The sequence below is a fragment of the Streptomyces sp. NPDC003456 genome (assembly GCF_042878735.1).
In the GTDB taxonomy this organism is placed as follows: Bacteria; Actinomycetota; Actinomycetes; order Streptomycetales; family Streptomycetaceae; genus Streptomyces.
In genome coordinates this window covers 263,526-276,571 of the sequence record NZ_JBIAOK010000007.1, presented here as the reverse complement: position 1 = coordinate 276,571, position 13,046 = coordinate 263,526, and the positions used below count along the sequence as shown (strand labels likewise).

Annotated in this window: 10 protein-coding genes, 1 tRNA gene and 1 pseudogene; 6 read left to right on the top strand and 6 right to left on the bottom strand. The window is 69.9% G+C overall.

Going from position 1 to position 13,046, the window contains the following annotated elements:
• The first annotated feature begins 32 nt into the window (after nucleotides 1-32).
• The gene (locus ACFYWG_RS28670) at nucleotides 33-1,250 is read left to right on the top strand and encodes a helix-turn-helix transcriptional regulator (protein ID WP_389204118.1); all 1,218 of its coding nucleotides are present in this window, start codon (nucleotides 33-35) and stop codon (nucleotides 1,248-1,250) included.
• Nucleotides 1,251-1,455: 205 nt separating this feature from the next.
• Here ACFYWG_RS28670 and ACFYWG_RS28665 read toward each other — a convergent pair whose 3' ends face one another.
• The gene (locus tag ACFYWG_RS28665) at nucleotides 1,456-2,133 is read right to left on the bottom strand and encodes a TetR/AcrR family transcriptional regulator (RefSeq protein ID WP_389204117.1); all 678 of its coding nucleotides are present in this window, start codon (nucleotides 2,131-2,133) and stop codon (nucleotides 1,456-1,458) included.
• A gap of 440 nt (nucleotides 2,134-2,573) precedes the next feature.
• Nucleotides 2,574-3,572 carry an RNA polymerase sigma factor RpoD/SigA gene (locus ACFYWG_RS28660; RefSeq protein ID WP_383502909.1) on the bottom strand — a complete coding sequence of 333 codons (999 nt, stop codon included), beginning with the start codon at nucleotides 3,570-3,572 and terminating at the stop codon, nucleotides 2,574-2,576.
• Between the two features lie 194 nt (nucleotides 3,573-3,766).
• On the opposite strand from ACFYWG_RS28660, the gene ACFYWG_RS28655 reads away from it, so the two are divergent.
• A complete protein-coding gene (locus ACFYWG_RS28655) occupies nucleotides 3,767-4,285 on the top strand; it encodes a GNAT family N-acetyltransferase (RefSeq protein WP_389204116.1) in 519 nt (172 codons plus the stop codon).
• A 58-nt stretch (nucleotides 4,286-4,343) separates the two neighbouring features.
• On the opposite strand, the gene ACFYWG_RS28650 is transcribed toward ACFYWG_RS28655, so the two are convergent.
• Nucleotides 4,344-5,105, bottom strand: a complete 762-nt coding sequence (locus ACFYWG_RS28650) for a dioxygenase (RefSeq protein ID WP_389204187.1) — start codon at nucleotides 5,103-5,105, stop codon at nucleotides 4,344-4,346.
• A gap of 112 nt (nucleotides 5,106-5,217) precedes the next feature.
• Between ACFYWG_RS28650 and ACFYWG_RS28645 the strand changes: the two genes are divergently transcribed.
• Nucleotides 5,218-5,751, top strand: coding sequence for a MarR family winged helix-turn-helix transcriptional regulator (locus ACFYWG_RS28645; protein WP_376326819.1), 534 nt, complete (start codon nucleotides 5,218-5,220; stop codon nucleotides 5,749-5,751).
• Nucleotides 5,752-5,833: 82 nt separating this feature from the next.
• On the opposite strand, the gene ACFYWG_RS28640 is transcribed toward ACFYWG_RS28645, so the two are convergent.
• Together ACFYWG_RS28640 and ACFYWG_RS28635 are read right to left on the bottom strand one after the other, a co-directional pair.
• Nucleotides 5,834-7,381 (bottom strand): MFS transporter, encoded by a 1,548-nt coding sequence (locus tag ACFYWG_RS28640; protein ID WP_389204115.1) that lies wholly within the window; start codon nucleotides 7,379-7,381, stop codon nucleotides 5,834-5,836.
• A gap of 137 nt (nucleotides 7,382-7,518) precedes the next feature.
• Nucleotides 7,519-8,163 carry a TetR/AcrR family transcriptional regulator gene (locus ACFYWG_RS28635; protein WP_376326823.1) on the bottom strand — a complete coding sequence of 215 codons (645 nt, stop codon included), beginning with the start codon at nucleotides 8,161-8,163 and terminating at the stop codon, nucleotides 7,519-7,521.
• Between the two features lie 548 nt (nucleotides 8,164-8,711).
• Between ACFYWG_RS28635 and ACFYWG_RS28630 the strand changes: the two genes are divergently transcribed.
• Together ACFYWG_RS28630 and ACFYWG_RS28625 are read left to right on the top strand one after the other, a co-directional pair.
• Nucleotides 8,712-10,133, top strand: a complete 1,422-nt coding sequence (locus tag ACFYWG_RS28630; RefSeq protein ID WP_389204114.1) for a M6 family metalloprotease domain-containing protein — start codon at nucleotides 8,712-8,714, stop codon at nucleotides 10,131-10,133.
• Nucleotides 10,134-10,161: 28 nt separating this feature from the next.
• A tRNA-Arg gene (locus ACFYWG_RS28625) sits at nucleotides 10,162-10,234 on the top strand.
• A 107-nt stretch (nucleotides 10,235-10,341) separates the two neighbouring features.
• Here ACFYWG_RS28625 and ACFYWG_RS28620 read toward each other — a convergent pair.
• A pseudogene (locus ACFYWG_RS28620) lies at nucleotides 10,342-10,695 on the bottom strand (tyrosine-type recombinase/integrase); the annotation flags it as partial.
• A 528-nt stretch (nucleotides 10,696-11,223) separates the two neighbouring features.
• Here ACFYWG_RS28620 and ACFYWG_RS28615 point away from each other — a divergent pair.
• Complete coding sequence (locus ACFYWG_RS28615) at nucleotides 11,224-12,477, top strand: hypothetical protein (protein ID WP_389204113.1); 1,254 nt, start codon at nucleotides 11,224-11,226, stop codon at nucleotides 12,475-12,477.
• Nucleotides 12,478-13,046 lie beyond the last annotated feature (569 nt).

The following is a 13,046-nucleotide window of genomic DNA, read 5'->3' as shown; positions in this document are numbered from 1 at the left end:
TCGTGTCCTAGTGGTGCGGCATCCTCGGGGACATGACGACGGACACCCCGGCCCGGCTGCTCACGCTCCTCTCCCTCCTCCAGACGCCCCGCGAATGGCCCGGCGGCGAACTCGCCGAGCGGCTGCGGGTCTCCCGGCGCACGGTCCGGCGCGACATCGACCGGCTGCGCGAGCTCGGCTACCCCGTGCAGGCGACGAAGGGCTCCGACGGCGGCTACCGGCTGGTCGCGGGCAAGGCCATGCCGCCCCTGGTCCTGGACGACGAGGAGGCCGTCGCCATCGCGGTCGGGCTGCGCGCCGGGGCGGGGCACGCGGTGGAGGGCCTGGACGAGGCGTCGGTACGGGCGCTGGCGAAACTGGAGCAGGTCCTGCCGGGCCGGCTGCGGCACCGGGTGACGACCCTGCAGGCCGCGACCACGCCGCTGACCAGTGGGGACGGCCCGAGCATCGCGCCCGAGACCCTGACCGTCATGGCCTCGACGGTGGCCGGGCACGAGCGGCTGCGGTTCGCCTACCGGGCGGCGGACGGCACCGAGTCGCGCCGGCTGACGGAGCCGCACCGGCTGGTGTCCACCGGCCGCCGCTGGTACCTGGTGGGCTACGACATCGACCGGGACGACTGGCGCACGTTCCGCGTGGACCGGGTGAGCGAGCCGTTCGCCACGGGCGCGCGGTTCGTGCCCCGCGAGCTGCCGACGGGCGACGCGGCGGAGTTCCTGCGGCAGTCGATGCAACGCCGGCAGACGACCTACGACTTCCAGGTCGACTTCGCCGCCCCGGCCGAGTACGTCGCCGCCCGGGTGCCCCACTGGCTGGGCACGCCCGAGCCGCTGGACGAGGGCAGGTGCCGATTGCGGGGGTCCGTCGGGGAAGCGGTGCAGTGGATGGCGTTCCGGCTGGCGATGCTGGACTGCGACTTCGTGGTGCACCGCCCGGCGGAACTGGTCACGGCGGTGCGGGAGCTGGGAGCGCGACTGAGCAGGGCGGCGGAGGGCGGAGCCGCAGGGGAGGACGGCGGCGCGCGGGAGGACGGCGGCGCGCGGGAGGGCGGCCGCCCGGCCGACGGCAGCGGCCCGGCGGAAGGCGGCGGCCTGGCGGAAGGCGGCGGGGCCGCGCACGACGGCGGACCGGCGGACGACGGCGGATCGGCGAAGGAGGCCGCCGCGGCAGAAGGCAGCGGCTCGGCAGAAGGCGGCGTCGCGACAGACGACGGCGGCCCGGCGGAGGGAGCCCGGGGAGGGCAGCCCTGAGGAGCGGAGCCGAAGGCGAGAAGGGCCGGAGCCGCGCACGGCCCGGACCGCCCGGTGCGGCCCGGACCAGCCGGTGCGGCCCCGGCGGGCGTTGCGGCCCCCGGCGGGCGTTGCGGCCCCCGGCGGGCGGTTTGGCCCCCGGTGGCCGGCGCGGCCCCATGGGTCGGCGCGCCCCCGCGGTCGGCGCGCCCCCGGCGGCCGGGTCTCACCCCGCCCAGGGAAAGTCGCGCAGCGCCGCGAGGTTGCGCAGGGCGAGGTCCGCCGGGCCGTTCGGGCCCTCCACCGGCCCCTCCCCCTCGGCCCAGCCCTCCATCGCGGTGCGCACGGCCGCACTGGCGACGGCGGCGGCGAACCGCAGGTCAGGGCCGGGGGCAACGTTGTCGCACGGCTTCTCGGTGTCGTCGGCCCCGGCGACACGTGTCAGCCGTTCCGCCAGCACCTCGGCCAGCAGCCGTTCCGACGCCTGGCAGACCTCCGCCCACACCCGGCGCAGCGAGGGGTGGGCGTCGGCCAGGCGCAGCAGTGTGCGCACCCACTCCCAGGAGGACACGGAGACACCGGCCCCCGGAGTGAGGGTGTGGCGCGCGCCCTCCTCCAGGGCCCGGAGCAGGCCGACGTCGGCGGGGACGGCGCGCACCGCCTCGATCCAGCGCCGGGACCCGGCCGCGTACAGCGGGGCGACGGCCTCCTCCTTGGTGGCGAAGTACCGGTAGAAGGTGCGCGGTGCGACGCCCGCGGCCTGGGCGATGTCCTCGGCGCGGGTGGCGCGCAGTCCGTGCCGTACGAAGAGGCCGGCCGCCGCCCGGGCGATCTCCATGCGTGTCTCGGCTTTCCGCCGCTCGGTCAGCGAGTGCGGAGGCGGGGTGGGGGTGGTGCTGCTCACGCCCGGCAGGCTATGCCCATGTGACACAATCTGCCATCTGGCGGGCCACCCCGTGGTTCAGGTACGGGGTGCCCCGCCCCCCACATCCCCGCGAGGGCCCGTCCGGGCCGCGGCCGGGCCGGGCGGGGGCGGGCCGCACAGAGCGAGCCGGGCCCCGGCGTCCGGGGGGAGGGACGCCGAAGCCCGGCTGGGGAAAGTCCCGGCGCCGGGGGGAGTGCGGCGGGACGTGGTGTGCGGGGATCAGGAGCCGCGCCCCCGATCCGAACTGGTGGACCCAGAAGTCTTGTTCCCTGCGTCCACCGATTGAAGCGGCGTTCCAAGGCCATGTTTGCGCGGTCTTTCGCCACCCGGCGTACGCGGTGCCCTCCGGGCGCCTCCGGTGCGTCACCCACGAGCCGTGGGGACGAGCCGGGCGCCCGGACGCTCACCGTACGGCGGGGTCAGGCCGCCGCGTCGAAGCCGGTGCTGCGGGCCAGCTTCTTCAGCTCCAGCAGCGCGTGCTTCTCGATCTGGCGGATGCGCTCGCGCGTCAGGCCGTGCTCCTTGCCGACCTCGGTCAGCGTGCGCTCCCGGCCGTCCTCGATGCCGTAGCGCATCTTGATGATGGACGCCGTGCGCTGGTCGAGACGGCCGATGAGGTCGTCGAGCTCCTCGCTGCGCAGCAGCGTGAGCACCGACTGCTCGGGCGACACCGCCGAGGTGTCCTCCAGGAGGTCGCCGAACTGGGTCTCGCCCTCGTCGTCCACCGACATGTTCAGCGAGACCGGGTCGCGGGCCCAGTCGAGCACGTCGGTGACGCGCTCGGGCGTGGAGCCGAGCTCGGCGGCGATCTCCGCGGGCTCCGGGTCCCGGCCGTGCTCGCGGTTGAACTCGCGCTGCACACGGCGGATCCGGCCGAGCTCCTCCACCAGGTGGACGGGCAGGCGGATCGTGCGGGACTGGTCGGCTATCGAGCGGGTGATCGCCTGGCGGATCCACCACGTGGCGTACGTGGAGAACTTGAAGCCCTTGCGGTAGTCGAACTTCTCGACCGCGCGGACCAGGCCGGCGTTGCCCTCCTGGATCAGATCCAGCAGCGGAAGACCGCTGCGGGGGTAGCGGCGGGCGACGGCGACGACCAGGCGAAGGTTGGAGCGGATGAAGACGTCCTTGGCCCGCTCCGCGTCCGCGACCAGAGCTTCGAGCTCCTCGCGGCTGGCATCCGTCTTGGTCTCCTCGTATCCGTCGAGGACCTGCCGTGCGAACACACCCGCTTCGATGACCTGGGACAGCTCGACTTCCTTGGCGGCGTCGAGCAGCGGTGTGCGCGCGATCTCGTCGAGGTACATGCCGACCAGGTCGCGATCGGCGATCTCGCCGCCATGGGCGCGAACACTGCTTGCCGCGTCGGCCGTCTCGCCGGTGGCGGACTGACGACGGGCGACGGCACGGGTTGCCATGCGTGCTCCCTTGCGAATTGAGGTCAGCGGGTGGTCCTTCGGACGCTGGACTCCGTCTGCGGGACCCTTTCCGGACTCTCCTCGGGTGCCCTGCATCCGATGGAAACAACGACTGGAATCAGGACAGAATTCCCAACCCGGCACTCGATTTTTCTGATCATGCAGTATCCTGCCCGGCCACACGAGGAGGAGCGTTGTTCACCGAGCGTGCAGAGGTGCAGGTCAGGCCGGGAGTCGAGGGGGACCTCGAGGCCCTCACAGCCCTCTACAACCACTACGTACGTGAGACCCCGATCACATTCGACACGACGATCTTCACTCCCCTGGAGCGCCGCCCCTGGCTGCTCTCCCACCCTGAAGACGGGCCGCACCGCCTGATGGTTGCCACGGAGCCGGGTACCGGGCGGATCCTGGGCTACGCCACGTCCAGCCCGTTCCGGGCGAAGCCCGCGTACGCGACCTCGGTGGAGACGACCGTGTACGTCGCCCCCGACGCCGGGCGGCGCGGTATCGGCACCCTGCTCTACGAGGCGCTCTTCGCCGCCCTGTCCGCCGAGGACCTGCACCGGGCCTACGCCGGTGTCGCGCTGCCGAACGAGGCGTCCGTCCGGCTGCACGAGCGCTTCGGCTTCCAGCACGTCGGCACGTACCGCGAGGTGGGTCGCAAGTTCGACCGCTACTGGGACGTGGCCTGGTACGAGAAGCCGCTGTAGCGGCGGCCTGGCGGCCACCGGGGCCCGCGAAGGCCACTGCGGCGGCAGCCCGGGGCGGTCAGCCGAACTGCACCGACCGCTTCGCCAGGCCCATCCAGAAGCCGTCGATCACCGACTTGTGCGCGTCCAGCTCACCGGCCGCGTCGGCCGCGCCCATGGTCACGAACAGCGGGGCGAAGTGCTCGGTGCGCGGGTGGGCCAGCCGCCCCGCCGGCGACTTGCGGGTGAAGTCCAGCAGGGCGTCCACGTCCCCGCCCTCCAGGGCCCGCCGGCCCCAGTCGTCGAACTCCGCCGACCAGGCGGGGATGCCGCCCTGGCGCAGCGCCGCGAGGTTGTGGGTGAAGAAGCCGGAACCCACGATCAGCACGCCCTCGTCCCGCAGCGGGGCGAGGCGGCGGCCGATCTCCATGAGCCGGACCGGGTCCAGCGTCGGCATGGACACCTGGAGCACCGGGATGTCGGCCTCCGGGTACATCTCGACCAGCGGGACGTAGGCGCCGTGGTCAAGACCGCGGTCGGGGACGTCCTGGACGGGCGTGCCGGGGGCGCGCAGCAGCTTGCGCACGGACTCGGCGAGCCGCGGCGCGCCGGGGGCGGCGTAGGTGACCTCGTAGTAGTGCTGCGGGAAGCCCCAGAAGTCGTGGACGAGCGGGACGGTGTCGGTCGCGCCGAGGGCGAGCGGGGCCTCCTCCCAGTGGGCGGAGACGATCAGGATCGCCCGGGGGCGCGGCAGACCGGCGGACCAGGCGGCCAGTTCGCCGGGCCAGACGGGGTCGTCGGCCAGGGGCGGGGCACCGTGGCTGAGGTACAGAGCGGGCATGCGCTCGTGGACGGCGGCGGACATGCTGCGGCTCCTTCCGGGGACTTGTTACTTGAAAACTGTAAGACCCACTTGTTTAAGATTCAAGGAGCGTCGGCGTAAAGTGGAGCACATGAAGGCACCCGCATCCGCACCGTCACCGGGCTCCACCGCGGAGCCCGGGGAACCGCGCTGGCTGACCGACGAGGAGCAGCGCGTGTGGCGTTCGTTCATGGAGGGCGTCACCCTCCTCGACGACCATCTCGACCGTCAGCTCCAGCGCGACGCGGGCATGCCGCACATCTACTACGGACTGCTGGTCAAGCTCGCCGAGGCGCCGCGGCGGCGGCTGCGGATGACCGAGCTGGCGATGCTCGCGAAGATCACCCGCTCCCGCCTCTCGCACGCGGTCGCGCGCCTGGAGAAGAGCGGCTGGGTGCGCCGCGAGGACTGCCCCGACGACAAGCGCGGCCAGTTCGCCGTCCTCACCGAGGAGGGCCACGCGGTGCTGCAGCGGACCGCCCCGGGCCATGTCGAGGCCGTACGCCAGGCGGTCTTCGACCGGCTCTCCCCGCAACAGCAGAAGTCCCTCGGCGAGATCATGCGGATCATCGCCGAGGGACTCCAGCCGGCCGAAGCGGGTGCGGACCTGCCCTGGCTCCGCTGAGCCGGGGCAGGTCCTGGATTCCGCGAGCCGGGGCGTCCCCTTCCCCGTACCCGCGGATGGCCCGAAGGGGTGGGCGCCGCCGTCAGTGGGCGACGACCGGGATCGGCACCTCGTCCGCCGCGCCCTCCTCGGCGCCGGTCGCCGGGTTCATGTTCGGACGGCCGGCGTTGACGAGGGTCAGGGCGATCGCGGCAGCCACCACGAGGATGCCGACGGCGAACCAGATGGCGCTGGTGTAGCCCTGCACCTGACCCTGGAGCTGGACCAGCTGCTGCTGGGACCGGCTGGTCGCCCCCGCGATGTGGTCGGCGATGTACGAGGTGGTCGCCGAGGCGGCGATGGTGTTCAGCAGGGCCGTGCCGATCGCGCCGCCCACCTGCTGCGAGGTGTTGACCATCGCGGAGGCGACACCGGCGTCGCGCGGCTCGACGCCCTGGGTGGACAGGGACATGGCCGGCATGAACGCCGTACCCATGCCCAGGCCGAGCAGCAGCATCGCCGGCAGCAGCAGGGCCGCGTACGACGAGCCGATCTCCATCTGGGTCAGCAGCAGCATGCCGAGCGCGGCGACCAGGAAGCCGGGGCCCATCAGCAGGCGCGGGGCGACGCGGGTCATCAGGCGGGTGCCGATCTGGGTGGAGCCCGTGATCATGCCCGCGATCATCGGCAGGAACGCGAAGCCGGTCTTGACCGGCGAGTAGCCCTTCACGATCTGCAGGTAGTAGGTCAGGAAGAGGAACAGGCCGAACATCGCGATGATCGCGAGACCGAGGGAGAGGTAGATGCCCCCGCGGTTGCGCTCGGTGACCACGCGCAGCGGCAGCAGCGGGGCCTTGACCCGGGACTCGACGACCACGAAGGCCAGCAGCAGCACGGCCGAGGCGACGAACATGCCCACGGTCACGGCGTCGCTCCAGCCGTCCGACTCGGCGCGGGTGAAGCCGTAGACCAGCGCGACCAGGCCGAAGGTGGACAGGATCACGCCGGGGATGTCGAGCGGCGAGCGGTTGCGGCCGCCCTTGGGCTCACGGATGACGAAGTAGGCACCGGCCGCGGCGACGACGGCGAACGGGATGTTGACGAAGAACGTCCAGCGCCAGTCCAGGTACTCGGTGAGGAAGCCGCCGAGGATCAGACCGACCGCACCGCCACCGCCGGCGATCGCGCCGTAGATGCCGAACGCCTTCGCGCGCTCCTTGGCGTCGGTGAACATCACGGCGAGCAGGGAGAGCGCGGCGGGCGCGAGCAGGGCGCCGAAGACGCCCTGGAGGGCGCGGGCACCGAACATCATCACCTCGTTGGTGGCCGCGCCGCCGAGCGCGGAGGCCGCGGCGAACCCGCCCAGGCCCACGACGAAGGCCTTCTTGCGGCCCCACAGGTCGGCGATCCGTCCGCCGAACAGCAGCAGGCCGCCGAAGGCGAGGGCGTAGGCCGTGACGACCCACTGCCGGTTGCCGTCGGAGATGCCGAGGTCCTGCTGGGCGGAGGGCAGGGCGATGTTCACGATGGTGGCGTCCAGGACGACCATCAGCTGGGCGAGCGCGATGAAGACGAGCGCCTTCCAGCGGCCGGGATCCGGTTCGTCCGGTACGGCCGGGGTGACGCGAGCCTTGGAGGCTGTTTCAGACATGGGGGTACCCACTTCGGGACTTCGTGACGGAAAAAGAGTGACGAAAGGTGACGGCCCGCCTGTCGCGGCGGCCGCTGGGACTGTCGCCTGGTCTGTCGTGTGGTCTTCAGACGCGTGGACGGAGCGGAACTAATCGGTCAGGGGCGGCGCAGATCCTCCAGGGTGGCGGCCGTTCCCGGCAGGACGGAACGGGCGGGAGCCCGCAGCCCGTCCAGGAACAGTTGGAGATGACGGTGGACGAAACGGTCGGCGCGGAAGCAGTCCGTGCCGGCCGGGGGCCTGCTGAGCTGGGCCACGCCGATCATGATGTCTCCGACATCCACGTCGGAGCGGAGCTGACCGGCCCCCCTGGCCCGGTTCATGACTTCCTCGATCTTCCGCTCGACGCGCTCCCGCGCGGCCTCCAGGTCCGGGTGGTGCTGGTCGAACGTGCTGGAGACCATCGGGCAGAGCGCGCTGATCCGCTCGTCCGCGGCGGCGTGCACGAAGCGCTCCAGCGCCTCGAACGCGTCGCCGGTCTCGGCGAGCGCGGACTCGGCCGCCGCGATCGTACGGTCCATGACGGAGCAGACGACCTCGCGGACGAGGGCGTCACGGTCGGGGAAGTGGCGGTACACCGTGGCGTTGCCGACGCCGGCCCGGCGGGCGATCTCGTCGAGCGGCACCTCGGGGCCGTGCTCGACGAACATCTCCCGGGCGGCGGTGACGATCCGCTCCCGGTTGCGCAGGGCGTCGGCACGGGGCCGGGGCGCCTTGCGCTGTGCGGGGGTCGCGGTCTGCACGGTGCACTCCTGTGGCGTGTGTGGCGTGTGGGCTGATGATCCGGGGAGCGGGTCCCCGTTTCAGTCGGACACCTGACTAAACGGGGAGTGGATCCCCGGTATTTCCCGCGAGCGGGAACTTTTTGTGTGACCTGGGTCACATCTACGAGGAGTGGGCAGCGACGCGGCAGGCCGGCACGACCGCATGCCGACAGGAACGACGGCATCGCCGGATACCGACAGGGGCGAGTGCCCCGGACCCCAACTCCGCAAGCCGACATTCCGGGCTACTCGCGGGAAACCCACGATCGGTCTCTTCCAACGCGCGACCCCGCACACCGCGCCGCAGGGTGAGCGCAAGGGTGCAGCCGGACACGGGAGGCTGCCGTGGCGCGGGAGGTCCCTTGCAGGTCCCTGGCACGCAGCCACAGCCGCAGCCGCGGCCCCGGCGCCCCCGCACGAGCAACGCGGGGCCGCTCGGCCACCGCATACGCCGAAGCAGCGGGCCGGACGACGGCGAGGGGGTGGGTGGAGGGCCGGTGGGGGGCGAGCCGGTCGGTGACGGACCGATGGGTGAAGGACCGACGGGGGGCGAACCGGTCGGCGGCGAAGGGCTCCCCCGCCACCCGATACCCCGGCGCCGTCTCGCCGCGCTGGCGTGCGTGACCGCCCTGACCTTCACGGTCAGCACCTCGGCGGGGTCGGGACACCTGGCGCCCGACACCATGACGGCGGGAGCAGCTCCGACCACCCTGTCCCGCACCCCCGCGCACGCGCCCTGCCTGATCCGTCCGGCCCGCGAGGTCCAGATGTCCGAGGGCATCCCCACGGCGGCAGGCTACGCCCGTTCCACCGGCACCGTACGCGCACTCACGCTGATGATCGACTTCTCGGACGCCCCCGGCGAGGGCCGGGCCATGGACCGCTACCGGGAGTTCTTCCCGCAGACGACCGAGTGGTTTCGCACCAGCTCCTACGGCCGCCTCGACTACCGCCCGGAGACCCCTATATCCGACTGGCTCCGGATGCCGAAGTCCTTCCACGACTACGGCATAGAGCGCGGGGCCCCCTTCGAGCCGGGCTACCGCGCGCTGGTCCAGGACCTCGTCGCCGCGGCCGACCCGGAGGTGGACTTCGGCCGCTATGACCTCTTGAACGTCCTGGTCACCCCGAACGCGGGCCCCTCCGCCCTGGACACCGTCCTGTCCGTCACGTTCGCAGGCAACGCCGAGGCCCCCCAGGCGGACGGCGTCCCCGTCGCCAACGCCTCGTTCGTCTACTCGCGCCAGGACGACGGATCGGGCTCCTACGAGCGCACCGGCTACCGCGTACTGCCGCACGAGAACGGCCACGTCTTCGGCCTGCCCGACCTGTACACCGCCGAGGGCGGGGGCGCGGTCGGCCACTGGGACATCATGAGCGAGGACTGGGGCGCCAACAACGACTTCCTGGGCTGGCACAAGTGGAAACTGGGGTGGCTGGACGCGGCCCAGGTGCACTGCGCGGCCTCCGCCGGCACGGCGGAGTACACCCTGACGCCCCTCGCCGAGGCGCGCGGCCCCAAGCTGATCTTCCTCCCCGTGAACGGCAGAACGGGCTACGCGGTGGAGGTGCGCACGCGGGCCGGCAACGACGAGGCGGTGTGCCGCCCGGGCGTCCTGATCTACGAGGTCGACGCGGAGGTCGACACGGGCATGGGCCCGGTCACGGTCCACGACGCCCGCCGCGACAGCGGCGGCTGCACCCGCTCCCCGAACGTCCACGCGGAACTGTCCGACGCCCCGTACACCCCCGGCGAGACGTTCCGCGACACACGGGGCGGGGTGGAGGTGGAGGTCATCGGGGAGGCGCCGGAGGGGGGTTACCGGATCCGGGTGACGCGTAGCGGACACACGGGCACGGGAAGCCCCCCGGGTACGGTCGCAGACCCGAGCGCCCTCCCCTCCCCCGCCCCGACCCCCCACCGCCCCGACCCGCATCCGGTACGCTGACGCCTGTGGTCTTCTGGACCACACCACTGCCTTCGTAGCTCAGGGGATAGAGCACCGCTCTCCTAAAGCGGGTGTCGCAGGTTCGAATCCTGCCGGGGGCACAGAGATAAGGGCCAGCTCAGGAGGGGTTTTTTCCCGGGCTGGCCCTTCGTCGTGTTCGAGGTCGTGCCACACGCGTGCCACTAATGCCACGCGGATGCCACTTCCCCTAACCGGAGGCCCCTCCCCCACCGTCGCGGATCATGGCCCCGAGCCGGTCGGCGATGGCCCGGTCGCGGTCACTGGTCATGTGCTGGTAGATCAGCGCGGCCCGGGAGCTGCTGTGTCCCATGCGCGTCATCAGCTCTCGCGTGCTGGCCCCGGCCGTCGAGGCCAGCGTGTTGCCCGTGTGCCGAAGATCGTGGAAGTGCAGCTCGGCCGTGACACCCGCGGCCTTCCGGGCCTTGACCCAGTCGTCCCGGAAGTTGCTCCGCCGCAGTTGCCCGCCCTGCGGCCCGACGAAGACGTGCCCGTCGCGGCAGGGAGCGGCGAAGTGCTCCAGGTGGTACGTGACCGCGTCAAGGCACCCGCCGCGCACGGCGCGGCGCGTGCGGCCGTCGCCCGGGCCTGCGCTCCTGTCTGCGCCCCGCTCCAGCCCGGCCGTCGGCCGCACGCCTGACAGCTTGGGTTGATGGGCGACGAACCACGACGCGGCCGAGGCGGTACGCGAGTGCGGCTCAAGACGATGCCTCCGGCGGGGGCGCTCGGGCTCCGGGATGGGAGGGACCCGCACGCGGGTGCCGGCCGGTGGGGTGTGAAGGCGGGGGCTCCCACCACGTCTGCCGCCGCTCCAGGCAAAGCCGGGCAGACACGGCACCGGGCCTGCTCCACGGCGTGTGGGTCGACGGCAGACGGGATGGGAGCTGGGCAGGTGGCACGGCGTGGTGGGTCCGATTCGTGAAAGCTGCACGGGAGAGGCCATAAGTAGTTACCGTTCTCGATACGGCCAGATATCGATGACGCCCTTACAAGACCTGGAGGAACAAGAGTGAGCGAAGAGCCTGCAGTAAGCGAAGAGCTCATAAGAGTAGGACTTCGCAGAGTATTCCGATTGAACGAAGAGGAGAACGGCGATTTCACTCTCCGGGACCCCATCCGACTGGACGACGAAAAAACGATCAACGGGGTCACCCAATCTGAAATCTCCGAGATTGCCGATCGCCTAAATTCCGCTAAGCTCAGGAGTGAAAGCTATTTCCAATGGGACACCGAGGCTGAATTCGCACTCGTTTCACTCGACTCAATAGGGACCTTTGACCGATACTTCGATGACAAGGAATTCACCGGGCAAGGGGATAATCCCGTGACTTTCAAGGTCGGGAAGCCCTCGCGAGAGTTTTCGGCTTACCTTCTCTGCATATTTGCAAAAAACCCGCTCCTCCTCAGGGCACCCCGCCATCGGATGCTACTCAATCGAATCAGATCAATCGGAAACGAACGCGCACATTTGGGTATCTCCAGAAATAATCGCCGCCCATTCGAGGTCGAATCACTATTCGACGCCATAGGTGAATCGCTGCGCGTCACCACTTTGCGCATCAGCTCCACCAAGGCCCGATCAGATTTCGAAAAATTGGCCAATTCCTTCCTCTTTCATGCGGCCTACAATACTGATATGGCAGCCCGAATTGGGCTCGATCCGGTGTTTCGGGCGCAGGCCATCCAAAGGGTTAGAAGAACACAATTCGATGCCCTCGAAGCCCCCAGGAAGACCTACGAGACCGATCTGGTTCATCACTACCTTATGGGCGTCGCGGCAGAAATCCCTCTACTGGAATACTTGGCCTACTACCACATCGCCGAGCACTACTTCGTGGAGGTATTTAACGAAGATTTGGTGAATCAAGTTCGGTCCAGCATCACCGACCCATCCTTCTCAACTCGCCGCGACAAAGACATTCAGTCGATTATTCGAATCGTCAACAAGGCGCAGCGTCAGGTCAAGGACGAAGGTGGAGTGAATGAGCAACGCTCACTTAGACTGGTCCTTGATAGATTCGTGAACCTGGATCGACTGGCGACTGATCTTGATGCATACGACGCCAGTCTGGTCGACTATTATGCCACAAGTGACGCACCATTCGCGGGAGCAAGCAAGGCCACGATTCGCGGGGCCGACGAAGAGGCGGCACGTAACGCCATCGCCAAGAGAATCTACAAGGTGCGCAATGCTTTGGTGCACGCCAAAGAGGGAGAGTTGCCAAAATATGCTCCATTTGCGCACGATGATGAACTAGCGCGCGAGATTCCTCTGATGCGATTCACTGCGGAGCAAATCGTAATTGCCCAGGGGAAGGCCCTGTAACTCTAACCTGTCGTAGGCCCCTCCGGGCTCTAAGGGGCTGCGTTAATGATGTACGACCTATTAGTTTTGACGAGTTCGCCCCTCAGGGCTCTAGAAAGACCTGAGCTGGCACTATGCCGTGAGTCGTCGAGCCGCACCCGCCAACAACAAAACCCCTGGCCTGATCCTCTCGGCCACGGGTTTCCATCCAGGGGTGACGGTCAAGCAGGAAAGGGCGCTTATTTCCCCCAGGCTGCGGCGCAGCCCGGCATGCCTTGAGGACCTTCGCAACAGCGGACGAGGGCGGACACCTGTGCATTATCACAACGGATGGCTGGCGCACCAGAGCAAGGTTGAATCATCGGGGCTCGTCAGCAAGGCACGCAAGGGGAGATGCCCTGACATGGACTACAGTCCCGAGGCGAACCCGGACCTTTCAGATCCCGCGCCCCGTAGACCGCGGACCGTGATGGTGCGCTGACCGGTCTCAGTAGCGGCTCACTCTAGAGGCGACCACTGACATCGGTGCTTACCGAGCCCTGCGGCCGGCGGTAGAGAGGGGAGCGCTAACAGCAACGGACGGGCGGACA